At 65.3% G+C, this 23,776-nt stretch carries 21 protein-coding genes; 6 read left to right on the top strand and 15 right to left on the bottom strand.

Annotated elements, in window-relative coordinates:
- The 5 genes from HMPREF3088_RS01785 to HMPREF3088_RS01765 form a co-directional block, all read right to left on the bottom strand.
- On the bottom strand, positions 1-652 hold a 652-nt coding region (locus HMPREF3088_RS01785; protein WP_246817997.1), incomplete at its 3' end, for a cell division protein FtsL.
- A gap of 94 nt (positions 653-746) precedes the next feature.
- Positions 747-1,808 carry a 16S rRNA (cytosine(1402)-N(4))-methyltransferase RsmH gene (gene rsmH, locus HMPREF3088_RS01780; RefSeq protein WP_070758185.1) on the bottom strand — a complete coding sequence of 354 codons (1,062 nt, stop codon included), beginning with the start codon at positions 1,806-1,808 and terminating at the stop codon, positions 747-749.
- 240 nt (positions 1,809-2,048) lie between these two features.
- Positions 2,049-2,480, bottom strand: a complete 432-nt coding sequence (gene mraZ / locus HMPREF3088_RS01775) for a division/cell wall cluster transcriptional repressor MraZ (RefSeq protein WP_012360462.1) — start codon at positions 2,478-2,480, stop codon at positions 2,049-2,051.
- A 452-nt stretch (positions 2,481-2,932) separates the two neighbouring features.
- On the bottom strand, positions 2,933-3,325 hold the full coding sequence (locus HMPREF3088_RS01770; protein ID WP_070757996.1) for a DUF3040 domain-containing protein: 393 nt from the start codon (positions 3,323-3,325) through the stop codon (positions 2,933-2,935).
- Between the two features lie 229 nt (positions 3,326-3,554).
- A complete protein-coding gene (locus HMPREF3088_RS01765) occupies positions 3,555-3,962 on the bottom strand; it encodes an SAV_6107 family HEPN domain-containing protein (RefSeq protein ID WP_246817996.1) in 408 nt (135 codons plus the stop codon).
- Positions 3,963-4,131: 169 nt separating this feature from the next.
- On the opposite strand from HMPREF3088_RS01765, the gene HMPREF3088_RS01760 reads away from it, so the two are divergent.
- A complete protein-coding gene (locus tag HMPREF3088_RS01760) occupies positions 4,132-4,815 on the top strand; it encodes a GNAT family N-acetyltransferase (protein ID WP_070757993.1) in 684 nt (227 codons plus the stop codon).
- Positions 4,816-4,899: 84 nt separating this feature from the next.
- Here the strand turns inward: HMPREF3088_RS01760 and HMPREF3088_RS01755 are convergent, their stop codons facing one another.
- Complete coding sequence (locus HMPREF3088_RS01755; RefSeq protein ID WP_246817995.1) at positions 4,900-5,925, bottom strand: methylenetetrahydrofolate reductase; 1,026 nt, start codon at positions 5,923-5,925, stop codon at positions 4,900-4,902.
- 245 nt (positions 5,926-6,170) lie between these two features.
- Between HMPREF3088_RS01755 and HMPREF3088_RS01750 the strand changes: the two genes are divergently transcribed.
- The 3 genes from HMPREF3088_RS01750 to HMPREF3088_RS01740 are packed head-to-tail and all read left to right on the top strand — an operon-like array spanning position 6,171 to position 10,729.
- A complete protein-coding gene (locus tag HMPREF3088_RS01750) occupies positions 6,171-7,355 on the top strand; it encodes a polyprenyl synthetase family protein (RefSeq protein WP_070757989.1) in 1,185 nt (394 codons plus the stop codon).
- 3 nt (positions 7,356-7,358) lie between these two features.
- Positions 7,359-9,047, top strand: coding sequence for a phytoene desaturase family protein (crtI, locus tag HMPREF3088_RS01745; RefSeq protein WP_070757988.1), 1,689 nt, complete (start codon positions 7,359-7,361; stop codon positions 9,045-9,047).
- Positions 9,044-10,729 (top strand): alpha-(1->6)-mannopyranosyltransferase A, encoded by a 1,686-nt coding sequence (locus tag HMPREF3088_RS01740; protein WP_070757986.1) that lies wholly within the window; start codon positions 9,044-9,046, stop codon positions 10,727-10,729. The genes crtI and HMPREF3088_RS01740 overlap by 4 nt, the downstream gene beginning before the upstream one ends.
- On the opposite strand, the gene HMPREF3088_RS01735 is transcribed toward HMPREF3088_RS01740, so the two are convergent.
- Positions 10,629-11,090, bottom strand: a complete 462-nt coding sequence (locus tag HMPREF3088_RS01735; RefSeq protein WP_246817994.1) for an Rv2175c family DNA-binding protein — start codon at positions 11,088-11,090, stop codon at positions 10,629-10,631. The two genes, HMPREF3088_RS01740 and HMPREF3088_RS01735, sit on opposite strands and share 101 nt — an antisense overlap.
- Positions 11,091-11,321: 231 nt before the next feature.
- On the opposite strand from HMPREF3088_RS01735, the gene HMPREF3088_RS01730 reads away from it, so the two are divergent.
- Positions 11,322-13,715: a PASTA domain-containing protein gene (locus tag HMPREF3088_RS01730; RefSeq protein WP_070757982.1), complete on the top strand. Its 2,394-nt coding sequence runs from the start codon at positions 11,322-11,324 to the stop codon at positions 13,713-13,715.
- Positions 13,716-13,956: 241 nt separating this feature from the next.
- Here the strand turns inward: HMPREF3088_RS01730 and HMPREF3088_RS01725 are convergent, their stop codons facing one another.
- The 8 genes from HMPREF3088_RS01725 to HMPREF3088_RS01690 form a co-directional block, all read right to left on the bottom strand.
- A complete protein-coding gene (locus HMPREF3088_RS01725; RefSeq protein WP_070757981.1) occupies positions 13,957-15,345 on the bottom strand; it encodes a class II 3-deoxy-7-phosphoheptulonate synthase in 1,389 nt (462 codons plus the stop codon).
- A 38-nt stretch (positions 15,346-15,383) separates the two neighbouring features.
- Positions 15,384-15,887, bottom strand: coding sequence for a polyadenylate-specific 3'-exoribonuclease AS (locus HMPREF3088_RS01720; protein WP_070757979.1), 504 nt, complete (start codon positions 15,885-15,887; stop codon positions 15,384-15,386).
- Positions 15,888-15,899: 12 nt separating this feature from the next.
- Positions 15,900-16,946 carry an acyltransferase family protein gene (locus tag HMPREF3088_RS01715; protein WP_246818002.1) on the bottom strand — a complete coding sequence of 349 codons (1,047 nt, stop codon included), beginning with the start codon at positions 16,944-16,946 and terminating at the stop codon, positions 15,900-15,902.
- Positions 16,947-17,178: 232 nt separating this feature from the next.
- Positions 17,179-17,922, bottom strand: a complete 744-nt coding sequence (locus tag HMPREF3088_RS01710; RefSeq protein WP_070757977.1) for a lysophospholipid acyltransferase family protein — start codon at positions 17,920-17,922, stop codon at positions 17,179-17,181.
- A 101-nt stretch (positions 17,923-18,023) separates the two neighbouring features.
- The gene (locus tag HMPREF3088_RS01705) at positions 18,024-19,004 is read right to left on the bottom strand and encodes an ROK family protein (RefSeq protein ID WP_070757975.1); all 981 of its coding nucleotides are present in this window, start codon (positions 19,002-19,004) and stop codon (positions 18,024-18,026) included.
- A 132-nt stretch (positions 19,005-19,136) separates the two neighbouring features.
- Positions 19,137-20,378, bottom strand: a complete 1,242-nt coding sequence (locus HMPREF3088_RS01700; protein WP_070757974.1) for a glycosyltransferase family 4 protein — start codon at positions 20,376-20,378, stop codon at positions 19,137-19,139.
- Between the two features lie 15 nt (positions 20,379-20,393).
- On the bottom strand, positions 20,394-21,575 hold the full coding sequence (locus HMPREF3088_RS01695) for an NlpC/P60 family protein (RefSeq protein ID WP_246817993.1): 1,182 nt from the start codon (positions 21,573-21,575) through the stop codon (positions 20,394-20,396).
- Between the two features lie 335 nt (positions 21,576-21,910).
- On the bottom strand, positions 21,911-22,534 hold the full coding sequence (locus tag HMPREF3088_RS01690; RefSeq protein ID WP_070757971.1) for a C40 family peptidase: 624 nt from the start codon (positions 22,532-22,534) through the stop codon (positions 21,911-21,913).
- Positions 22,535-23,003: 469 nt separating this feature from the next.
- On the opposite strand from HMPREF3088_RS01690, the gene HMPREF3088_RS01685 reads away from it, so the two are divergent.
- Positions 23,004-23,654: a 3'-5' exonuclease gene (locus tag HMPREF3088_RS01685; protein ID WP_246817992.1), complete on the top strand. Its 651-nt coding sequence runs from the start codon at positions 23,004-23,006 to the stop codon at positions 23,652-23,654.
- Positions 23,655-23,776: the final 122 nt, after the last annotated feature.

Raw genomic sequence — 23,776 nt, 5'->3', positions numbered from 1 at the left:
CCCCGGAGTTCATGTTGCCGGCTGCTTCCGCACCCGCCGGGCTAGAAGGCGCCAGCCCCGGGACGTTGCGGGTCTCCTCCGGGGAGGACGTTGCCTCGCGAGTTCGCTTATTCCCGGTGACGTCGACGACCCGGCGATCCTTGGAGTTATCCGCCTCGCGACGCTGGTCAACCTTGTCGCCCTTGGTCTCCAGAATGCCTGCCTGGCCCGGGGCAACCATGCCCAGCTCGGCGGCCTTCGCGGACAGGTTCTGCGCGGACTTCGCCTTTTCGACGTCTCGCTCCAGCGTGGTGATCTCGTTAGCCAGCGTCTTGGATTTGGCCTCTGCGTCCGTGATCTGGAAGGTCTTCTCCGTCGTCATGCCGGCGAGCAGCATGACGGCGGCGGTGCCGATGATGCACGCGGCAACGGCGAAGGCCACGAAGCGGAAGACCCGGGAGTTTTCCTGCTTGATGGGCTGCAGGCGGCGGCCGCGCTCCGAGACGCGCTGCTGCGAGCCGAGGCGGCCACGGTAGACCGGAGCGCGGTGCAGGCTGCGACGGGGCTTGGCCGGCTGCCGTTTGAGCGAACGGGGTGCGCTGGTGCGCAGCTCTGCTCGCTCGACCTTGGTGGCAGTCCTGGGGTGCTCCTTCAGCATTCCGGGAGTGGTCATATCCTGTCCTTTGCCTGGTTCTTCGGGCTCGTTGTGGGCTTCGTGGTGCGGTGCGCGGTTGTTGTTGAGGTTTCTGTCGGGCTATTCGGTCCACTTACTGTGGCGACGCCAGCGGGTAGTGTGGCTCGTCTGTTCCGGAGGTGTGGGCGCCTATTCGCCGCGCTGCCCGGACCCTCACGGGGGCGGATCTGGAGTTTTCAGCGATCTCTTGCTCGCTGGCTTTCTCCGCCCCGCGAGTGAGGAGCTCGAACTCCGGTTCGGTGCCGGGCAGCTCGACTGGCAGCCCGGGCGGCGTTGTGGACTCGGTCATGCCCTTGAGCTGTTGTTTGACGATCTTGTCCTCGAGGGACTGGTAGCTCATGAAGACCCCGGCGCCGTCGACACGGAGCCAGCTGAAGGCTGCCGGGATGACGAGCTCGAGGCTTTCCAGCTCCGCGTTAACCTCGATCCGCAGCGCCTGGAAGGTTCGCTTGGCGGGGTGCCCGCCAGTTCGTCGTGCCGCGGCTGGGATGGTTGCGTAGAGCAGGTCCACGAGGCGCGCGGAGTTGTCGAAGGGCTGCTTCTCGCGCTCGCGGATGACAGCGGAGGCGATCTTGCCCGCGAACTTCTCATCGCCATAGCGCTTGAGGATGCGGGCAAGCTCGCCGTGCTCGTAGGTGTTGAGGATCTCCGCCGCAGTCAGCCTGCTGCTGGGGTCCATGCGCATGTCCAGTGGGGCATCGACACGGTAGGCGAAACCGCGATCCTCCTGGTCCAGCTGCATGGAGGACACCCCGAGGTCGAACAGGAACCCGGAGATCCCCTGCTCACGGATGTCGACCGGGAAGTCAGGGTCCTCGGAGAAGTGCTCTAGTGCCTCACCGATGCCATCGAAGCGAGTCTGGTAGCTGAAGAATCGCTGACCGAAGCGCTCGAGGCGGGCGCGGGCCTCAGCAAGCGCGTTGGGATCGCGATCCAGCCCGATGACGATGGCATTGGGGTAGGCCTCAAGGAATGCTTCGGTGTGGCCTCCGGCCCCCAGGGTGCCGTCCACGATGATGGGCTGAGCTGGGGCGCTGTCTGCGGTCACACCGATGCCGACGAGCTCCACCATGCGCTGCCGCATGACGGGAACGTGGCCTGGGCTGCTCGGATCGTGGGGGGTGTTCGTTGCCACGGTCACGCTCCTCTGGGCTCGTCGGTGGGTTACTTGGGGTGGGCGCCCGCCTGTGGGTCGGGCGCCGTCAAACTGCTTGGGTTTTGTCTTGGGTTGATATGAACAGGGCCTTACCTGCGCGGGCGTGGGCTTGATGTTGGGGAAGTGCATCAAACGGTCACGTCTTCCGCTCAGGCAAGGGCCTGCACACATCACGGGCATCACCGGCGTGATCGTGGCCGGTCGATGTGGCATGGCGGGCTAGAGGAAATTCGCGAAGGCTTCGTCGTCGCCTGCGGCGAAATCTGCCTCGTGGGCTGCGCTGTACTCCTCCCAAGCCTGGGCATCCCAGATCTCGAGGAAGTCCACCGAGCCGATGACGACGCACTCCTTCTTCAGCCCCGCGTATTCGCGGTGCGCTGCGGAGACGGAGATGCGTCCCTGCGAGTCGAGATCCTGCTCATCCGCGCTTGCCGCGAGGTTTCGCACGAAAGCGCGAGCTTGCGGGTTGCTACGACTCGCGGCCGCAGCCTTGCGGGCCCGGAGGAGGAACTCCTCGCGGGGGTAGATCGCGAGACTGTGGTCCTGCCCCTTAACGACCATCAGGCCGTCCTTGAGTTCCTCGCGGAACTTCGCAGGAAGGGTGAGTCGCCCTTTATCGTCGAGCTTCGGCGTGAAGGTGCCAAAGAACATGTCTTGTGACCCCTTTCGCCGTTTTCTCGTGCAGCCATGCCATGTTTTCGCTGTGAAGTTATCCGTGGCTCTTGCGGTGCGTCCGGTCTGGACCGGCGAGCTACCTACATTCAGGAAGCCCCCTCAATCACCAACATGCCCCACTTTACCCCACCTTGCGCCACCTTAACCACCCAGTTGGCGTGTTTAGGCGTGTTTTTTCTCAAGCCAGCGAAACAACCTGCAGGTTCACGACAGAGACCGGTGGGGAGCGCGAACTTTCCGCCATCGAAATCCGATCCACAAGGCCCAAAAATGGCGCCGTTCATGGTGGATTTGACTCTAAATAACGCCAATTCGAGTCTCAGCGGGTCGAGAGTGGGTGAAAGTGGGGATTCGGAAGAAGGCACGAAAAAACCCTCGCCATGTGGCGAGGGCTCTCGGGCTGGGGCCCGCTACTTCACCGGCGGGACTTAGCGCTCGAAACGCTTGCGGAACTTATCCTCCATGCGGTCCCCCAAACCGCCATCCCCCTGCCGGACAGCTCCGCCAGCGGAAACCCGACGAGACTTCGCACTCTTCGCTGGCGCCGGGGAATCACCGTTATTCAGCGCGATCATTCCGCCACCCAGCATGACCAGGAAGCCCGCAACGCTCAGGATCACGAACCACAGGGAGACCTGTGCCAGAGCGACACCGCCGACCAGCAGACAGATGCCGAGCATGATCAGCGAGATCGAACGGATATCGAAGCGCACCCCCGACGGCGCCGAGTCATCCCCGCCCTGAGCAAAGCGCGGATCCTCCGCGATCAAAGCCCGCTCGATCTCTGCGAGCATCTGCTTTTCTTGTTCCGAGAGAGCCATGACAGTCCTCGTTTCCCTCTACTGATCCTCCGCGTGGCCACAACAACGCAGCACGCGACCTGATAACCCACTGTAGCGCGCTTCAGATCTTCATTTACTCCGGCGGAAGATCGCGCCAACGCCGCAGTCTGCTGGAAGCCACCCCGCCGCAGCGAGGCTTCCCCATGTTTTAGTTACTACTCGATTCCCCACTCTAACCAATGAGCAGGATTAAGTCAGCCCCAAAGCCCTAGGCAGCCTGCAGGCCAAGGCCCAGCTCCATTCGCACACGCTCCAGGAGTTCGACAGAATCCGAGTACACCTCCTGAAACGAAGAATCCGCTACATCACGCTCGAGGCCAATATCTGCCCGCTCCGCCAGCCTGGCGTGTTGCTCGAAAGAGTCAGCCCAGCCGCCGAGGTCAGGTCGCACCGCCCGGAGACGCAGCCACGCCGAACCGGCCGGAAGCCTGCGACGAGCCGGCCGCTCGGCGTCGATAACAGCACCCGCAGCACGTAGCCCGGCGCGATAGGCGTAGACAACAGCCCGCGGCAGATCCCCCTGACCATAAGCCTCGTTCGCCAACACGAGTTGGGCTTCCGCGCGCATCAAAAATTCCGCTGGATTGGGACGCAGCGTCCCCCTTGTCTTCGACATCACAGCCATCGCCACTCCCACCTTTCGAGAACTTCCGTTTCGCAATTTGCACCCCTGACGTTAAAGCTCGGCGCAGACACCCCCGCCCACTATTCGAACACGTGTTCTAATCACGCTTTAGCATCTCCCGTTGCACACCCTCGCGCTTGATACGTGGGACGATATCCCTATGAGCCAACCCATCGCGCAACCCGACCAGGATCACCTCGTCTCCCTCGCACCCATCAGCCGCGCGGTCTTCCTGCGACGCCTCGATGAACTCGTTGCTTTGCACCTCAAGGCCATGGAGTATCCGCCGGAGGCATTTCGACAACGGCGCAGCCTGTGGCTCAGCAACGCCAACCACCCACACTTCACGAGCCTGGTAGCGCTCTTACACTCACCGGCAGAAGAACCGGATCCAGCCAACCCTGCGCAGAAGATCGTGGGTGTCTGCTTTGGCTTCCAAGGTAGCCGAGGAACGTGGTGGTACCAGCAGGTCAGCTACGGCCTGCTGGCTTCGGGCATGCCGCCGGAGGACGTCACCGAGACTCTGTCGAGCTACACCGAGATTTCGGAGATCCATGTTCTTCCGCGATTTCAGGGCTCCGGCATCGGAACCCGGCTATTAACGGAGGTCCTGGGCATCCTGCCCACCCGCGACGCAATGCTCTCCACCCCGGAGGTGCCCGGCGAGAATAATCACGCGTGGCACCTCTACCGCAGCTTGGGCTTCACCGATCTACTGCGGGAACACCGCTTCCCTGGCGATCCCCGCCCCTTCGGCATCCTTCGCAAGCGCCTGCACAACGCCCCAGGCGACCCCACCACGGTGAGGGAACCAGCGTCAGACGCGGACCGGGTGGCACGCTAGCCCCTGCGCGCCGGTCCGGGGCAGACTTGCCCAGCAGCTGCCCCACCCCACGGGGCGAACGCACCGGTAGGCGTCGCCGGTGAGCTAGCGAACCATGTCCTGGCCGTAACCCGGCCCCCATGCTGGCGCCATCCCCAGGTTGTGCAGCACGTCCTGGGTTGCCCGCACGTTATTCATAGTCATGAAGTGCAGGTTCGGCGCACCCTCAGCGATGAGACGCTCACTCATCTCGGTGGTGATGTCGATGCCGACCTCGCGGACCGCATCACGGTTGGCAACCTCATCGCCAGCTGCGGCCTTCTCCAGGCGGTCCAGGATCTTCACGGGAACCTCGCCACCCGCCAGTTCCATTTGGCGGCGCACGGAACGGATCGAAGTGATCGGCATGAGTCCCGGAATCACGGGCTTTGCCCCGTGGATCGGGTCGGCGGCGGCGAGCCTATCGCGCAGCCGGAGGTAGTTCTCCACGTCGAAGAACATCTGGGTAATCGAGTAGTCCGCCCCCAGCCGGAGCTTGTGCAGGGTCACCTGCGTGTCCTGCTCCAGGTCCTCGGCCCGGTAGTGCCCCTCTGGGAAGCTGGCGATACCGATATCGAAGTTTTCGCACTCCGGGGTGTTGCGGATCAGTTCGATGAGGTCGGAGGCATAGTTCAGCCCGCCGGCCGTGGCCTGCCATGTCCCGAGCGGGTCCCCCGGCGGGTCGCCGCGCAGCGCGAGCACGTTCGTCATGCCGCGGCGGGCGTAGTCCTGGAGCATGACGCGCAGCTCGTCGGCCGAGTGGTCCACCAGGGTGAGGTGCATGAGGGTGGTCAGTGGCTTGGCTGCCAGCTGTTGGGCGACCTCCATCGTGCGCTCCCGGGTGGAGCCACCGGCCCCGTAGGTGATGGACGCGAAGCTCACGCCGAGGTCGTGGAAGGCCTCCGCAGCGTTCCACAGCCGGGTTTGGGCGGCATCGTCGCGCGGGGGCATGAATTCAACGGAGAACGGGATCTTACCGGGGCTGTAGCCACGGATAGCTTCGCTCACTGGAACTTGGAGCGTGGGCTGTGGTGGTGTGCCCGGCAGCGGTGAGGTCTTCTCGTGGTGACCGTGGGGGTTGGATGCAGACATGAAGAAAATCATAGTAGACATCTCTGTCTAGGTCGCGTTCCGGGCTAACACTCGCGTGCCGTCGGGTTCCCCCACCCCCACTGACCTATCCGGCCCCCACCCCGGTTGCGCCTGTTCGCCGGTGTCTGCAGCGACCTTTAGACTATGAGGCACAAGATCGAACCTTCAAAGCAGGGCGCTTCGTACGCTGCTCACTCAGCATCCACGCCCCGCCCTGCCCCACAGCCCCGAAAGGTGTGCTCCCTGTGACCACTCCGTCCTCCCCGCATGGCCTGTCGACGATCTCCCAGCCGCCGGTTGCGAACCAGCTGGCCGGTTGGGACCTGCGCTCACCGCTGAAGGACGTTCCGGCTGCTGTCGACCGTGCCCTGGACGCCTACTTCGACCACAGTGCGGCGGAGTTTTCCGCGATCGCGCCCGAGTTCAACGACGCCATGGCGGTGTTGCGGGGCTTCGTCATGGGCGGTGGCAAACGCGTCCGACCGACCTTCGCTTGGGCTGGTTTCCGCGCCGGCCTGGAAGGCGGCGGGGCCGATGGCAGCAGCATTCAGGACGTCGACCCGGCGACCGTGCTGCTGGCTCTCAGTGCTCTCGAGTTTGTTCAGGCGTGTGCGCTGATCCACGATGACATCATCGACGAGTCCGATACCCGCCGAGGCAACCCCACCACCCACCGAGTGTTTGAAAGCCAACACCGCGAGCGCGACTGGTTTGGATCCCCGGAACACTACGGCATCAGCCAGGCCATTCTGGCTGGTGACCTCGCGTTGAGCTGGGCGGATGATCTGCTCGCCACCGCGGGACTGAGCCCAGCGATTGTCGAGCGGGTGCGGGGTCCTTGGCGTGCGATGCGTACTGAGGTGATCGCCGGCCAGCAGCTGGACATCGCCTTGGAGAACAACGGGAGCGAGTCGATCGCCGATGCCATGCAGGTGATCAACTTCAAGACCGCTAGCTACACGGTCGCCCGTCCACTGCACATCGGCGCGGCCCTGGCAGGCGCTGATGAGCGCACGATCGAGCAGCTCCTGGAGTACGGGACACTGGTGGGGCAGGCTTTCCAGCTTCGGGACGACCAGCTGGGCGTCTTCGGCGACCCGGCCGTGACTGGCAAGCCAAGCGGGGATGATCTGCGCACCGGGAAGCGAACGGTGTTGGTGAATACCGCTTTCGCGGAGTGCAGCCCGGAGCAGCTGGCCCGACTGCGGGAAGATTTCGGTCCGCTTCCCGGCGCGGCGGAGCACACTGCGGAGCAGATCGACCGGATGCGCCAGATCATTCAAGATTGCGGAGCGGCGCAGCAGATCGAGGACAAGATCAACGCCCTGTCCGAGCGGGCAATCTCGCTGGTCGAGGACTCCTGGCTGGAGGACAGCATCAGCGAGGAGCTCGTCGCCTTCGCACGCTTGCTGAGCGACCGGAGGTTCTAGGGCATGCCGGTTTTTAGCGCGATCCCCTCCCCTCGCCAGGTACTCGCGGCCACGCGCCGGATGGTGGTTCCAACCACCCGCCCAACGACCCGCGATCGGGTCCCCGGGGATGTCGAATCCGTGGTTGTCGTGGGTGCGGGGCTATCCGGTTTGGCGGCTGCGTGCCGGCTGCAGGCTGCTGGCAAGCAGGTGACGCTGGTTGAGGCGAATCCCGAGGTCGGGGGCCGCTGCCGTACGGAACAGCTGCGCAGCGACCACGGCGAGTTCTACGCCGACACCGGGGCGACGGTGCTGACGATGCCGGATCTGGTGGATAACCTCCTGCTGCACCTGGGGGTGAGTGCCGAGGACGTTGGCTGGGGTTACCGCAAGTTGCGCCCGGCCTATCACGCGATGTTCGCCAGTGGCCGCGAGCTGGATGTCTACTCGGACGGCGACACCATGGAGCACGAGGTGCGCCGCTTCGCCGCCGAGAAGTACGGCGCCGACAGCGGAGATGTTGACCGGCTTGCCCGGGGATACCGCCAGCACCGCCAGTGGATCGGCGGGATCTTCGATGCTTCCTTCGAGTCCTTCATCGGCGCGGATTTCGATTCCCTCCTCGACGCCGTAGCGACCCCCGCCACCGCCAATGACATGGCGGATCTCGTGGAGCTCGGGGCGTTCGGCAGTCTGGGTAAGCGCGCCTCCCGCCACCTGGGGGACGAAGAGCTGGCCCGGGTGTTCAGCTTCCAGGCCCTCTACGCCGGCGTGGCCCCGGCGAAGGCCCGCGCGGTCTATGGGGTGATCTCCCACATGGACACGACCATGGGTGTGTTTTACCCGCGTTTCGGCATGGGGGACCTGCCTGAGGTCTTGACCAGGGCCTTCCGCCTAGCCGGCGGGGTGCTGCGCTGCAACACCCGGGTGGAGCGCATCATCCATGATGGTTCGCGTGCCACGGGGATCCGAACCGCTGACGGCGAGCAGCTGGCCGCGGATGCCGTCGTCGTCACTGCGGACCTGCCCGTCGTGGAGGAACTACTGGACTCCCCGGCACGGCTGGCGGGACGGAAACCGAATTGGTCCCCCTCCGCAGTCGTGGTGCACGGCAGTATCCCGGTGGACGTCACCGCGGCATGGCCTGGTGCAGACGCAGGCGGCTACCACCACAACATCAGCTTCGGCGAGGCGTGGAACGAAACCTTCGCCGAGCTCACCGCCTCGCGCGGTCGGGCGGGGCTGATGTCGGACCCATCGCTGCTACTGACCCGCCCGGCGGTCACGATCCCTGAGCGGCTGGTCCGCACCGAAGATGGTCTCACGGTCGAGCCGGTGAGCATCCTCGCCCCGGTGCCGAACCTGGACCGGGCGGGCCTGGATTGGGAGGCGATCGCCGAGAACTACGTCCAGGAATTGCTGGGGGTGCTGGAGGGTCGCGGCTTCACTGGTCTGCGGGATCACCTGTCGGTGGCCCGGATCGATACCCCTGTGTTCTGGCAGCAGCAGGGCCATGGCGGGGGCTCGCCGTTCGGGCTGGCCCACACCGTCGCACAGACCGGTCCTTTTAGGCCACGGAATTATCCGGTGGCGGGCCTGGAGAACGTGATTCTGGCTGGCTCCTCCACCACCCCGGGTGTGGGTGTGCCGACCACGCTGCTCTCTGGTTCTTTGGCAGCACGCAGAATTATTGGTGGAGGTTCCATCCGATGAGCACGCAGTTGCAGGAGTCGCAGGATAAGTCCGCGGCGACCAGCCGACCTTTCACTGAGCACCCCGTCGTTGCCCGCCCCACCGCGTGGTTGCGGGCCCACAGTATGAGCAGCGCGATCCGCATGGGGCTGATCGGCTCGGTGGTTCTCACGCTGTGTTCCTACACGGTGGGCGCTACCCGCGAACGCGGCGGCATCATGCAAGCCCTCGGCCTGGATTGGCTGACCTTCGGGCACATGGCGGGGATCTTCTCCGTCGTGCTGTGGGTGGGTATTGCGCTGCTGGTGCTCAGTTGGGCGATCGTCGGCGGGCTCGTGCTCCGGGGCGGGCGCTCCTTGCCACAGCGCGCGATCGCCGCGTGGGTCGGGCCGATGGTGCTGGCTGCACCGTTGATGAGCCGCGATATTTACTCCTATTTGATGCAGGGGGCGCTGGCGAAGGAGGGGCTGGATGCCTACCGGGTGGGTGCGGCGGCCAACCCGGGCCCGATGCTCTACGAGGTCTCTGCCGACTGGCGTAACACCACCACCCCCTACGGCCCCGGCCATCTGTGGCTGGGCAAGGGGGTCACCACGATCACCGGGGATAACGTCACCGCCGGGATCTTCGTATTCAAGTTTCTGACCCTCGTGGCCTTCGTGGCCCTGATCTGGGTGGTGCGCCACCTAGCCGCCGAACTCGGCAGTGACCCCGACCTGGCGGTGTGGCTGGGCGTGGCCAATCCCCTGGTGATCGTGCATCTCATCGGCGGACTGCACACCGAGTCGATGATGATGGCGCTCGTGATTCTCGGCATTCTGGCGAGCCTGCGGCTGCGACCGGTCGCCGGGCTACTGCTGGGCAGCGTGCTGATCGCCGCTGGCGTGGCGTTGAAGGCCACCGCCGCGATCGCCTTGCCCTTCCTAATTTGGATCGCCGTCGCCCGCATCGCTGGGCCCGCGCCCCGTGGCTGGTTCAAGGAGACTGCCGCCCGTTTCGTCACCTTGCTGTGGACGGGGATCAGCTCCGTGGCGGTGGTCGTGGCCGTGATGTTCGCCATCACCTGGGCCTCGGGGCAGACCTGGGGCTGGATCGCGGAGATGTCCGGCAACTCGAAGGTGATCAACCCACTGGCCGCCCCCACGATGCTGGCCAGCACCCTGGAGCCCTTCATCTCCCGCATCAACGACGACATCGGCTTCAACGTCCTGATCGGAATCTTCCGGCCGATCTCGATGGTCATCATGCTGATCGGTCTGGTCGTGGTGTGGTGGCTCTTCCGTCACGACGTCCGCCGCGCCCTGCTGGGTGCGACCCTGGCCTACGCGGTGACCTGCGTGTTCAACTCGGTGGTGCTGCCCTGGTACTACGTCGCCCCGCTGGTGATCGTGGGTGTGTGCATCCGTGACCGCCGGGCGGTCTTCATCGTGGCCTGGTTGAGCGCGGTGCTGTGCTTCATGTTCGACGGTGGCGGCAACAACCGGCTCTACGTTCTGTGGTGGGTCATCGCCATCGGCGTGGTGATGTGGTTCGCGCTGCGCGCCACCCTGGGCTTCGCGCCCGGCATGCCGGAAGAGCAGGCCGAGCCGTGGCCGAAGGCCGCTAAATCAGAGCCATCGCCTGCGCCCGGCGGCGAACCTCGCGAGCCAAGTGCCCGTGCAGCGCATCAACCGGCCGACCAGGCAGGGAGTCGTCCTCGGTAAAGAGGTACTCCAGGATCTCCGTGGGCTGGTAGCCGCCGTCGAGAAGGAGGGCAACCACCCCGGGGAGGAAACGGGTGACCTGGCCGTCGTCATCGAAGAAGCGGGCGGGGAGGTAGCGCACGCCGTCGATCTTGGTGTCGAGGATCTTTTTCTTCTGCACCAGATCCAGGATCTTGCTCTGCCCCACCCCCATGCGTTCGGCAGCTTCAGGGATGCTCAGCAGCACCTCGCCCGCGGGCAGGCCGCCGGCGGCCTCCTGCAACACGCCACTGGTCACGCGGCCGCGATCGGAGCGGCTTTTGGCTGCTGGGGTGGCTTCTAGGTGGGAAGACTGCGGATCCGGCTGTGTGGAGTTGCTCATGGCTGCCATTGTATTCGACTGTGACAGGCTAGAATCGTTGACACCTTCAAGGCACACTTGAGCCTTTAGGGCGCGTGCTGCGACCCGGCCCGGCTCGGCGTGAACCCGACCCGCCCCTCCCCTGCGTTCGGTGCCCTGCGTACTGCCCAATGGCCTTCGTAGCGTGCACAGATGGACAACGGGGAAGAGCGTAAGAAGAAAAATAAGCAAGGATTATCGGCAGTAAAAGTGATGGAACCGCAACCCGGCAGCTACCTCGACGACCGCTACCACCTGGGCGCCAAGATCGCCAAGGGCGGAATGTCGACGGTCTACCACGCCGTGGACACTCGCCTGGACCGTGAGGTCGCGGTGAAAATCATGAACCCGGAGCTCGCGACCGACCCGACGTTCCGCACCCGCTTCGAGCGGGAGGCCCGGGCTGTCGCAAAGCTCACGCACCCGGATCTGGTCAACGTCTTCGACCAGGGCGAGGATGGCCCGTTCGTCTTCCTCGTCATGGAGCTCGTGGACGGCGGTTCGCTGCGTGAGCTACTCCGGGAGCGCGGCCCGATGCCGCCGCACGCAGCGCTCTCGGTCATGGAGCCGGTGCTCACCGCCCTATCGGTTGCCCACACCACGGGCATGATCCACCGGGACATCAAGCCGGATAACGTGCTGATCAGCGCCAATCACCAGGTCAAGCTCGCGGACTTCGGGCTGGTCCGCGCGGTTGCGACGGGCTCGGGTGAGGCGGCGCGCACCTCGGCCACAGGCCAGGTCATCGGCACCGTCGCTTACCTTTCCCCGGAGCAGGTCCAAGGCCAGTCCCTGGGTGCGGCCTCCGATGTCTATTCCGCCGGGGTGCTGCTCTACGAGCTGCTGACCGGCGAGACCCCCTTCAGCGGTGGCAGCCCCGTCGAGACGGCGCTGAGCCGGCTCACCCAGGATGTCCCCGCCCCCTCCGAGATCATCGACGGCGTGCCGCCGGAGATCGACGACCTGGTGCTTCGGGCCTGCCAGCGGACTCCGGAGGATCGTTTCGCGGACGGTTCTGAGTTCCTCGCCGCGGTCCGCCAGACCGCCGCGGAGCTCCAGCTTCCTGCGTTCCGGGTGCCCGTTCCGGCGGATTCCGCCGTGCAGCACGCCCTGGCTGGATCGAGTTTCACCGACCGCCTGGCCTGGGACGACGAGGCGATGTCCACCCGTGCGGTCACGCTCGACCCCGCAGCGGGTACCGATGAGGCCGGGGACACGGCGGAGACCCGCTACGCGGCTCCGGACCGGGCTCACGAAACCTCGGAAACCGCGCTGGTCGACCCCTACGGGGATTACTCCCCCGCCGAAGCCGATCAGGGCTATGACCAGTGGGCAGACCCAGGCCATCAATGGGCTGAGCCCGGCGAGCAGTGGGCCGCGCCAGCCCAGCCCCAGGGGTATGGGCAGGCGCCGGGCTACGCGGAGCCGCAGTACTACCCCGCTGCTCCAGCGGGTTACCCAGCGCAGCAGTCCGCAGGCTACCCAGCGCCCGAACACCGCCCCGCGCCCCCACCGGCGCCGACAAAGAAGCTCAGCAACCGCTCCACGATCAAGGGTTTACTGTGGACCGCGATCATCACCGCGCTGGTGATCGCGATCGGGCTCGGCGGCTGGTGGCTGACCTCCGGCCGCTACGGCCAGATACCTTCGGTCGTCGGCCTCGACCGGGAGGCGGCGGTCGTCAAGGTGGAGGACGCAGGCTTCGTCTCCCAGGTGGATGAGCAATTCTCCGACGACCACCCGGCGAAGAAAGTGATGGGGACCGATCCCCCTTTTGGTGAACGGGCACCGAAGGGAAGCCAGGTTTCGGTGCTCGTCAGCCTCGGGGTGCCGACCGTCCCGATCCCTGGTGAGACGGATACGGCGGAGACCTATTCCGCCAAGCTGACGTCCCGCACCCTCGTCGCCGAGATCGGCGAGGAGGTCTACTCCGACGACGCCAAGAAGGGCACCGTCGCCGAGGTCTCCCCCTCCCCCGGCAGCGAGGTCCGCACCGGGTCCACGGTGACGATCCACGTCTCCCGCGGGCCAAAGCCGGTCCGGGTTCCAGGTGTGGCGGGTCAGAAGCTGGACCGGGCGAAGAAGATCCTGGAATCCGCCGGTCTGAAGGTGGGCAAGACGATCAAGGAGTTCGACCCCGACGCCGACCCGGGCACCGTCCTGCGCACCACGCCCTCGAAGGGCACGGAGGTGCCGAGCAAGTCCGAGGTCACCATCGTGGTCAACAATGCCACGGAGGTCCCGGACATCACGGGGCTGAGCAAGTCTGAGGCCATCGCCGAGCTGCGCGATGCGGGTCTGGACCCGGTCGATGATGGCGAGGTTTTTGACGAGGACGTCTCCGGCGGCGACGTCGCCTCCCAGTCACCGGAAGCGGGCACGGTCGTCGACCCGTCCCGGGACACGCAGGTGAAGTTCAAGGTCTCCAACGCCGAGTCGGTCCCCTTCGTGTTGGGGATGCGGGCGGAGAAGGCCCGGGAGAAGCTGGAAGACGCGGGCTTCGAGGTCGAGATTTCGGGCTCGGAGGACGGCCTGGTGTGGAGCCAGTCGCCGAACACCGGTCGGAAGGCACAGAAGGGCGACACGGTGCGGATTTCGACCTTCTAGGCTCCGCTGGGGCGCTCGGGTTAGCTCCACTGCGGTCTCCCCACCGCCCCCGCCTGACACCCTGGATGGCTATCGCTGCCGTGCACCCTGCACAACCGGCTGGGCAACCGGCCCTCAATCAACCGACCCCACGCAACCGGCTGGGCACGCAATAACCCCGGGGAAGGAATAACTCCTTCCGCCGGGGTTGCGTTGCGCTGCGGGACTGGTGCGAACCGGCGCTGGCTACAGGGGCAGCAGCCTAGTTGCGGAGCATCTCCGCGACGAGGAACGCCAGCTCCAGGGACTGCTGGGTGTTCATGCGCGGGTCGACGGTGGTGTCGTAGCGCTTCGGCAGGTCCACGTCGGTGATGGACTGGCCGCCGCCGACGACCTCGGTGACGTCGTCGCCCGTAAGCTCCACGTGCACGCCGCCCGGGTGGGAGCCGAGTGCGCGGTGGACCTCGAAGAAGCCCTGGACCTCGTCGATGATGCGGTCGAAGTCGCGGGTCTTGTAGCCATTGGAGCTGGTGTAGGTGTTGCCGTGCATTGGGTCTGTCTGCCAGATGACCTTGTGTCCGGTGGCCTCCACGGCCTCCACGATCGGCGGCAGGACGTCGCGGATCTTGTCGTAGCCCATGCGGGTGATCAGCGTCAGTCGGCCCGGATCGTTGTGCGGGTCGAGGCGGTGGACGTACTGGACGGCCTCCTCTGGGGTGGTCGTCGGCCCGATCTTCACTCCGACCGGGTTACCGATCAGGGAGGCGAAGTGGATGTGGGCGTCGTCCAGCCCGCGGGTGCGCTCGCCGATCCACACCTGGTGGGCGGAGAGGTTGTAGAGCACGTCCCTGCCCTCTTCGTCGTGGGCCAGGCGCAGCATGCCGCGCTCGTAGTCCAGGACGAGGGCCTCGTGGGAGGCGTAGATGTCCGCGGTGTGCAGGGTGGAGGAGGTCACGCCACAGGCGCTCATGAACTCCAGGCCGCGGTCGATCTCTTGGGCCAGGGCCTCGTAGCGGGCGCCCGCCGGGGAGTTGGCGACGAATTCGCGGTTCCACTCGTGCAGCTTGTACAGGTCCGCGGTGCCCGAGCCAGTCAGGGCGCGGATGAGGTTCATGGTCGCCGAGGAGTTCGCGTAGGCGCGCACCATGCGGGACGGGTCGTGGGCACGGGCTTCCTCGGTGGCTTCGTGACCGTTGACGAGGTCGCCGCGGTAGTTCAGCAGGCCGTTGGCGTCGCGGTCGGCGGAGCGTGGCTTCGCGTACTGGCCGGCGATGCGGGCCATCTTCACCACGGGGGTGGACGCCCCGTAGGTCAGGACGACAGCCATCTGCAGGAGGGTCTTGATGTTGCCGCGGATGTGCGGCTCGGTGTTGGACTCGAAGGTCTCGGCGCAGTCACCGCCCTGCAGCAGGAAGGCCTTGCCCAGGGCGACGTCCGCGAGCTGCTTGCGCAGGCGACGGATCTCCGGGGCGACGACGATCGGCGGGACGGACTCGAGAATCCTCCGGACACGATAAGCATGATCCTTGTCCCAGCTCGGCTGCTGCTTGGCATCACGAGCAAAAACCTGGTCAAACTCCGCTGCGATATCGTCCGGCAGCGGTGGGAGGTCGGGCATCTCATCGATGGGGAGGTCAATAGTCCAAGACATGCCTAAAACTATACCCGAAATTGGCCCTGGGCTGCGTGTTAAGTGCGCTTATTCAGCGCCGACATACTCAGCCGGTATTTCACGGCGTTGAAACGGGCGTCCACCAACGCATCGTGGGCCTTAGATGGGGCCTCCGGCAGTTGCGGTTTGCCCGCCATCTCCCACAGCTGGCGCAGCTCGCGGGTGAAGTGTGGAATCTCGCGGGGCAGCTTGGTCATATCCCCCCACAGCTGCGCGAGCGCCACGTGGTCGTACGCCCCCAGCCAGGCCCACAGTTCGGGCCAGTCGCGGCGGGTCGTGCCGGGCGGCAGGAGGAAGTCGTAGAGCTGGTCGCGCATCTGCGCGCGGCTCATCCAGGCCGCGTGGGAGCGCGGCGGCAGCAGCGGCAGCACGTTGCGCTTGACCCATGGGCCGGCCGCTGACGCATCGAATTCCGTGGAGATCGCGTAGAACTCGCGACCGTCCTCCGCGACAACACCGATGGAGATCAGGTCGATGGTGCGACCGTTTTCGATGAACTCGGTGTCATAAAAATAGCGCACTGCTACTGCTTTCTAGCTTCGCGTTTGGGTGGAGCTTGCGCACTGCTGGCGCGGCGTGGAGCGTTGTTCCGCCGTCGAGTGTAACCGGGTAGCGCCCGCCCGGGGCAAAGCCGGCGGATAAAGAATCCACTTGAGCACCGGCACCTTGCCGACGTTGTAGAACAGGGTCCCGGCGAACAGGCAAGCAGCGAAGCCGATGAGCATGAACGGATAAGTCTCGGTAAGGAACCCGAAGCGCTCCGGGTCACTATCGGCCAGGCCGCGGGCGCCGACGTCCATAAACAGCCACATCATCGCATGGTGACTGACGTAGATCGGCAGGGTGTTGGCTCCGACAAAGGTCAGGAAGCGGCTGACCAGCGGGGTGTTGCTCAGCCACACGGCCAGCACCACGCCGAACGGCACAGCGGTGAAGGTGCGGATGAGCGCCAGGAATGCGTTCTGGCTGGAAATGACGATATCCCAGCCTTCGAAGACCACCGCCTCCATGTAGCGGTACACGAACTCCCAGGCCACGAAGATTCCGAAGGTGCCGAGGATGACCGCCGCGTTGCCGGCCTTATTGGCCAGGGCAAAGAACCACGTGCGGAAGTGCAGGCCGGCAAAGAAGATCGGCATATAGATGAAGGCCTGGCGGAAGCTCTGGGTCTGCACCCAGCCGGTCATCATGCCTGCACAGATGGGAACGAAAGAGAGCGCCAGGGCCACGACGGCGGGCTGGCGACGCAACAACCACGCGACGATGTTGTAAACCATCAGCGTGTAGAGGAACCACAGCCCAGGATCGCCGAACAGGATCGCCTGGATCAGGTGGGGCAGGTCGGCATTGCCCGCCATGTTGAGACGGATCAGCGCCTGGAAGGGAGTGAAGACCAGATAGGGCACGAGCAGGAACCACAGGCGGCGATACCACAGGTCCCCCAGCGTGCGCTCCAGCACTCGATGGGCGAAGAGCCCGGAGACCAGGAAGAACAGCGGCATGCGCAGCGGGTCGAGGAAGGAGGACAGCAGCCCCAGCGGCGTACTGGTGCCGTCCGGAACCGCCGTGACGACGTGCATCAGGCACACGCCGATAATCGACAGTCCCTTAGCGGTATCCGCCCACTCGACGCGGCTCGCCTTGCGGGGCGTCGAGGCCGGCGCCGACGCGCTGCTCGCCGCGGTCGCGTCCGCGGTCTGCTCACTGCTCGTCTTGATGTTTGCTCCTCTATGCCAATGGGGCTCTGCCCCTGCCCCGGTGTGGATCCGTGGCCGGCAAGCCCCTTATCGAAGCGCGACTTCTTAACGTTTTTTAAGAGTACACCACGCCCTCGCCGGGAGCGGAACCCTCCGGGTAGCCCTGACCTGCAGCGAGGGAGTTTTTCACGTCCGCGGCGTAGAAATCCTTCACGTACTCCTGGCCGCTGAGCTTGGCGAGCTCTTCCATGACCCGGTCGGTCAGCGCACGAGCCTGCTGGTAATCATCCCCGGCATCCTTGAACTCGGCGGGGTCGATCGGGTCGCCCACGATCACGCCGCAGCGGTAGGGCCGCGGGATCCAGGAGCCGATCGGGTTGACCTTATTCGTGTTGATCATCGCCACCGGATAGACCTTCACGCCGGACTCCAGCGCGATGCGAGCCATGCCGGTCTTGCCACGGTAGAGGCGACCGTCCGGCGAGCGGGTGCCCTCCGGGTACATGCCCAGCGCGTCCCCCTTCTCCAGCACCCGCAGCGCGGTCTGCAGGGCGGCCTCCTGGGACCCCTTGTCGGCGCGGTCGATCGGCACCTGCCCCACCGAGGAGAAGAACCAGCGCTGGATCGCGCCGACCAGGCCTGGGGTGGTGAAGTATTCCTTCTTCGCCAGGAAGGTCAGCTGGCGTTTGTTCACCAGCGGGAAGTAGAAGGAGTCCATCACAGCGAGGTGGTTGGAGGCGAAGATCACCGGCCCGTCCGCTGGGGGCTTATCCAGCCCGCGGGTGAATGGCCGGTTGTAGATCCACAGCCACGGCCCGATGAAGACGTGCTTCAACCACCAGTAAGTCCGGTTCCGCATTGGAAAAGTCTTGCCTTCCTAGAGTTCGCCTCGAGCTTTGAAGCCCCGATCGTGTTTGGCCGCACGCCGCGCGGCCCGGGCTGCCCAGGGCTATAACTTCTTTAATTCAGCGCCTGCGCTGCGAGTAGAGCCACGCCAATCATACCGGCGTCCCCACCCAGTTCCGCGGGAACGACGCGGGCTAGGGGCCGGCGACCTTGGCCGACGATGTTTTTCGCCATTTCTGCCCGGGCGGTTTCTAGGAAGAGGTCGGCGTCGGCGCTCACTCCCCCGCCCAGGACGATGAGCTCTGGGTCCAGGATGTCCTGCACCATCGCCAGGCCACGGCCGAGCCACTCCCCGACGTCCCGGAGGATCTCAAGGCCCAGCTTGTCCCCATCGCGGGCAGCCTTGACGATGTGCCGGCCGGAGATCTCCTCCGGTTGCCGGTGGAATCGGGTGAAGAGCACGGATTCCGGGTAGGCCCGCTCCGCAATGCGGTCATGGGCGGCCAGCTGCAGCGCGGAGCCGGAGCAGTAGCGCTCCAGGCAGCCTCGCTTGCCGCAGGGGCAGGACCGCCCGCCGGGCACCACCGTGATGTGGCCGAACTCGGGCGCGGTGCCGAAGGAGCCCCGGTACAGCTCGCCGTTGTGCATGAGCGCGCCACCCACCCCGGTGCCAATGGCGAACAGCGCCCACGTGCCGACCCCCTGCGCCACGCCACGGTGGTGTTCCCCGATGGCGGCAGCGTTGGCGTCGTGTTCCACGACGATGGGCAACTTGATGCGGTTTTCCAGTCGGGCGACGACGTCGACGTCCTCCCACGGCAGGTGGGGCGCGAAACGGACGGTGCGCAGGTCCGGGGCCAGGAAACCCGCGATCGCGAGGCCCACCGCACCGATCTGCGGGTGGCGGGCGCGCAAAGTGTCGACGACGCGGACGATGGTGTCCTCCAGCGCCGGGGCTTCGGATGGTGTGGGGAGTTTTTCGAGGTCGACGATCGTGCCGTCGGCGTCGATGACTGCCGCGCGGAGGTTCGTGCCTCCGATGTCCATACCGATCGTCAGCTGTGGGTGTTCAGCTGGTGCTTCCTGGTTGTGCACCGGCAACCTTTCTCGATTCAGGCGTGGAAATACCGGTGCCCCGTAGCACCGGTATTCGCCGTGGTTCTCGCCCCTCGGTTGAGGTTGCGGCGATCGTGTCGCGCGGCTGGCGAGTTGAGGTCTTTATAGAACTTACTTCTTATTGACCGGGGAATTCCAACTGTGGCGGGGTGGTGTGCGCCGCCGTGGCTGCTGGTCGCCCCGCAGGACGTACTCCAGTTGCTGGGCGAGAACGCGCCAGTCCCAGGCCTCCGCGACGCGCTCCTGCCCAGCTGCGGCCAGGTTTGCGGCGCGTTCCGGGTCGTTGAGTAGTGCGCTGAGGCAGGAGGCGACGGCGGCGGTGTCACGCCCGTTCACGATCTCGCCGGTGACTCCGTTGATGACGGTCTCGGGTGCTCCCCCACCATCGCCGGCCACGGTGGCCCTCCCTGCGGCTTGTGCTTCGAGGAAGACGATGCCCAGCCCTTCGACGGAGAGCCCACCGCCCTGGGTGCGCACCGGCAGGGCAAAGATGTCCCCGAGGCTGTAGTAGCCCGCAAGATCCTCTGGCTGCACCGGCCCGGTGAAGGTCACGTGCTGGGCGACGTGGAGTGCCTCGGCGCGCCGCTGGAGCTTCGTTGCGTAATCGCCAGGGCCGACGATCACGAGGTGAGCATCCGGGACCTCCCGCAGGATCTGCGGCATCGCTGCCACGAGGGTGTCCTGCCCTTTCCTGGGAACGACCCGGCTGACCGCGACGATGACTTTCTTTTCCTCAACGCCAACCCGTCGGCGGAGGCGTTGCCGGACCTGCTCATCGGGGGTGAAACTTGCGGCATCCACGCCGCCGGGCATGGGCTCCCACGCCACATCGGGGCCGAAGACCCCAGCGATGCGCCCGCGCACGTAGCGGGAGACGAAGGTGAGTGTGTCCACGTGCCGGCCGATATAGCGGAGCACGGCACGGGTGCCGGGGAACATGGACCAGCCAACCTCGTGGCCGTGGGTGGAGGCCACGACCCGCGTTGCCCCGGCGGCCCGGGCGCTGGGAGCCATCGCAGCGAGTGGGGCTGCTGCACCGAACCACACGGTGTCGATGCGGTACTCGCGGATGAGCTGCCGCATGCGGCGGGCGACCTGCGGGGTCGGCAGCATGATCTTCCGGGGCCACCGTACGACGTGGTAGTCGACGGCCGCGTCGAACTCGGCGGCCGCGTCGGCGTCCTGGGTAGAGGCGAAGACCACGATATTCTCCGCGGGGATCCCGGCGTGGGTGACCAGCGCGTTGAGGTAGTCGCGAATATAGGTCTGGATGCCCCCGAGGGTCGGTGGGAAGTCGTTGGTAACGACGAGAACCCGCGGGGCTGAGACGCCGCTGTTCTGCTGCTCCGGCACGCCGGGTGGGACCTGTTAGTAGCGGACGGCGCCGACGATCGGCATGGAATCGACCGGAACAACCTGGACCGGGATGCCGTAGTCGGAGGCGTGAACGAGCTGGCCGTCGCCAATGTACATGCCCACGTGGGTCGCACCCGGGTAGTAAGCGACGATATCGCCCGGCTGGAGGTCGGAGGTGCTCACGCTCTGGCCGCCGGAGAGCTGAGCCTGGGAGGTGCGCGGGATGGACTTGCCGATCTGCTGATAGGCCCAGACCATCAGGCCGGAGCAGTCGAAGGCGTCCGGACCGGTGGCGCCCCAGCTGTACGGGGCGCCGAGCTTGCTCATCGCCGCGGCGACGGCGCCGGCGTAATTGCCCTTCGCCGCACCCTTGGCGGACTTCTTCAGCTTGCCGAGGAACTCGTCGACGTCGACGTCGATGGGGCCGTTGCGGTCGACCCAGCGGCGGCGGTCCTCCGGGGAGAAGCCATCGACGATGGTCTTGACCTCGGCCTTGAGCCGGTCCAGGTCCTCGGTGCGCTCGTTGAGCTTCTTCTCCTGGTAGCGCAGCTCGTTGAGTCGGTGGTCGGCCTGGGCCTTGGTGCGCAGCGCCTTGGAGCGGGCGGCGTGGGCGTCCTGCTGGTCCTGGGTGACGGCGTCCATGCGGGACTGCGCGTCGCGGGTCAGGGCGGTCAGGTAGGCGGAGCGATCCATGGCCGCGGCCGGACCGGATGCGCCGGCGATCGCGGAGACCGGGTCCACGCTCGCGCCACGGTAGGCGGAGCGGGACATCTCGGAGACGGAGGCGCGGGAGGCGTCGACCTTCTTCTGCGTCTTGTCGAGCTGAGCCTTGGCGGCGCGGACGTCGCGGTCGGCCTTGTCCAGCGCCTCGTTCTGCTTGGCGATGCGCCCCTTGGTGGACTCCACGAGGTCGCTGGTGACCGCCGCGGTGCGGGAGATCTTTTCGAGGCGCTTGATCAGGCCGTCGACGTCCTTCGGCGCGGGGCTCTTGAGCAGACGGTCGACGTCAGCCTGGGTGGCGTCGAACTCGCTGAGCTTCTTCTTGTCCTTCTTCGTGTCCGCCTGGTTGGCTCCGTTGTCTCGGGTCGACGCGGCGGGGTCGGCCTGCGCGATTGGCGCGGTCGGCAGGATCGTCGCGGCGGTGAGTACAGCAGCGCAAACACTAGTCCCGAGGGTGAATTTCTGCTTAGACAAGATTTTTTCCAAACCTTTGCTTCGAAGAGCCACAGTGTGGGGGCGGATGTACGGGCCGTTCACGGGGTCGTCACGGCCACAAGCCGGGTTTTCAGGGGGATCGTGCAGCCGTGTTGGCTTGGGCTGACACCTGCTGCGGCGAACCGAAACCCAGCGGAACAACCAACTTGTGATTATGCCACAGTTGGCTCGCAATGAGTAGCCATTTCGGAGGGCTGAGCTGCAGCACAGTAACGCCAGACCTCGTTAGCCACAAGAGTTAACTGAAGGAAACAAGAAACCCGCCGGAGGCCGCATTCTGGGCCACTCCGGCGGGCAATCGAGCGCTAGAAAGCTTAGAAGCGCACTGCGTTGTTGACCGGCATGTAGTTGAGGTCGTTGACCTGAACCGGGGTGCCGGAGTTGACGGCGTGGACGACCTTGCCCTTGCCGATGTAGATAGCAACGTGGGATGCGCCACCGTAGTAGGAGACGATGTCGCCCGGGCGCAGATCCTTGATGGCGACCGGCTTGCCGCCGCCAGCCTGAGACTGGGAGGTACGCGGGATGTTCTTACCGACCTGCTTGTAGGCCCAGCTGGTCAGACCGGAGCAGTCGAAGGCGTTCGGGCCAGCGGCACCCCAGGCGTACGGGGCGCCGACCTTGCTCATAGCGTAGTCGGCGATCTTCTGGCCGATGCTGACGTGTGCCTTAGCAGGGGCAGCCTTCTTCGCACCCTTGGTTGGAACCTGAGCCTGCTTAATGAGGCCTGCGTTCACTGCCTGGCGGTGAGCGTTATCGATGTGCGGCTGCACCTGCTTGGCGATGTGGTCCGGCGCCTCGACGGAGAAGTCGGTGTCCGGGACGGTGATCGGCGCGGCGGTGGCGGTGGCCGGAGCCAGGGCTGCGAGGCCTGCGCCTGCTGCTGCGAATGCGACTGCGTTGCGGACGGTGTTGCCCTGCTTACGGTGCTTACCCATAGAAATTCTTGCCTTTCGCTACTCCCCTTGAGAGGAGTTCTTATTCGGTTTCTTTTCTCCGGATGTTTACCGGCGGGGCGGCTGCCCTCTGCTTTAAGATCACGGAAAGATTACGAAACGATCACAAGCCCTGTCCACTGAAACGGCCAAAGTTTGTGAAAATTCTTCTGTTTCCATGCCAACCAAGGGCACCGACCTGGGAACTTCACCCCGCGAACACGCAAAAGTTACCAAACCGTAATAACCCCGCTACCTGCGTTCTTGCATTTGCAATACCGCTCGACCGCTGGCGCCAGCACCGCAGGCATAGCGGTGAAGTTCCAGCAATGTGATCTTGCTCACATCTCTTTATATTGGGTGCTTTTTTGGCGCTGGAAACACGGTTTGGAGGGAAGAAAACCGGACATCGAACACCTGCTGCTCAGCCAAAGAACGGGCTTGTCCGGGAGCGCGCCTAGACTCCTTAGCTATGAGCACTCCCCCGGCTAATACTCAACCCGGCTGCAATCGTGATGATGGCTCGTCGGTGAACCCGCGCCCACGCCTTGAGGCTGCGTTGGCAGCAGCGTTGGAACGCTGTGCGGTGGTGGACCTGGAAACCACCGGGCTGGAGCCTGCCACGGATAGAATCATCGAGATCGCTGTCCTGACCGTAGAGCATGGAAGCATCGTGGGGAGGTTCCACTGCCTCCTCAACCCCGAGTGCAGCATTCCTGCGGAATCCAGCAACATCAACGGGCTTAGAGACGATGATGTCGCCAACTCACCCACTTTTGCCGAGGTCGCTCAGGATCTCCTACCCCAGGTATTGAATAGGACGCTCGTGGGGCACAACGTGAAGTTCGACGTCGGCTTCCTCGCGGCGGAATACGCTCGCCTGGGGCGCGCGGATGCGGCACGGGCTTTGACGGAGCAGTGCCTCCCGCAAGCGTTGTGCACGGCAGCGACCGCGCGAGAGCTCATCCCCCGGGAGGCCGTGGGGCGTTATACGTTGGCGAACCTCGCGGCACACTGTGGGTTGGCCTCCTCCCCTACCCATCGGGCGCAGCAGGACGCGGCCACGACTTTCGATCTCACCCATCGGCTCTACACAATCGCACAAGAGCCCCCACAGCGTTAGTGGGCGCTCACCGCACCCCGCTCAACGCTTCCGCACGCGCAAATCCCTCAGGCAGGAACAGCGGGAAGCTTTAAATAGGGCATAGAGAAAGGGCGGGGCCCACGTTTTTAACGTGGGCCCCG

This window comes from Corynebacterium sp. HMSC22B11, assembly GCF_001815965.1.
In the GTDB taxonomy this organism is placed as follows: domain Bacteria; phylum Actinomycetota; class Actinomycetes; order Mycobacteriales; family Mycobacteriaceae; genus Corynebacterium.
This window is presented reverse-complemented; position numbering and strand designations above follow the sequence as displayed.

Coding starts and splice junctions, on each gene's coding strand:
- mraZ (WP_012360462.1), bottom strand. CDS start 2,480: ATGTTCTTTGGCACCTTCACGCCGAAGCTCGACGATAAAGGGCGACTC.
- HMPREF3088_RS01690 (WP_070757971.1), bottom strand. CDS start 22,534: ATGGGTAAGCACCGTAAGCAGGGCAACACCGTCCGCAACGCAGTCGCA.
- HMPREF3088_RS01735 (WP_246817994.1), bottom strand. CDS start 11,090: ATGAGCAACTCCACACAGCCGGATCCGCAGTCTTCCCACCTAGAAGCC.
- HMPREF3088_RS01710 (WP_070757977.1), bottom strand. CDS start 17,922: ATGCGGAACCGGACTTACTGGTGGTTGAAGCACGTCTTCATCGGGCCG.
- HMPREF3088_RS01760 (WP_070757993.1), top strand. CDS start 4,132: ATGAGCCAACCCATCGCGCAACCCGACCAGGATCACCTCGTCTCCCTC.
- HMPREF3088_RS01765 (WP_246817996.1), bottom strand. CDS start 3,962: ATGTCGAAGACAAGGGGGACGCTGCGTCCCAATCCAGCGGAATTTTTG.
- HMPREF3088_RS01755 (WP_246817995.1), bottom strand. CDS start 5,925: ATGTCTGCATCCAACCCCCACGGTCACCACGAGAAGACCTCACCGCTG.
- HMPREF3088_RS01715 (WP_246818002.1), bottom strand. CDS start 16,946: ATGCACGTCGTCACGGCGGTTCCGGACGGCACCAGTACGCCGCTGGGG.
- HMPREF3088_RS01685 (WP_246817992.1), top strand. CDS start 23,004: ATGAGCACTCCCCCGGCTAATACTCAACCCGGCTGCAATCGTGATGAT.
- HMPREF3088_RS01725 (WP_070757981.1), bottom strand. CDS start 15,345: ATGTCTTGGACTATTGACCTCCCCATCGATGAGATGCCCGACCTCCCA.
- HMPREF3088_RS01740 (WP_070757986.1), top strand. CDS start 9,044: ATGAGCACGCAGTTGCAGGAGTCGCAGGATAAGTCCGCGGCGACCAGC.
- crtI (WP_070757988.1), top strand. CDS start 7,359: ATGCCGGTTTTTAGCGCGATCCCCTCCCCTCGCCAGGTACTCGCGGCC.
- HMPREF3088_RS01730 (WP_070757982.1), top strand. CDS start 11,322: ATGGAACCGCAACCCGGCAGCTACCTCGACGACCGCTACCACCTGGGC.
- HMPREF3088_RS01770 (WP_070757996.1), bottom strand. CDS start 3,325: ATGGCTCTCTCGGAACAAGAAAAGCAGATGCTCGCAGAGATCGAGCGG.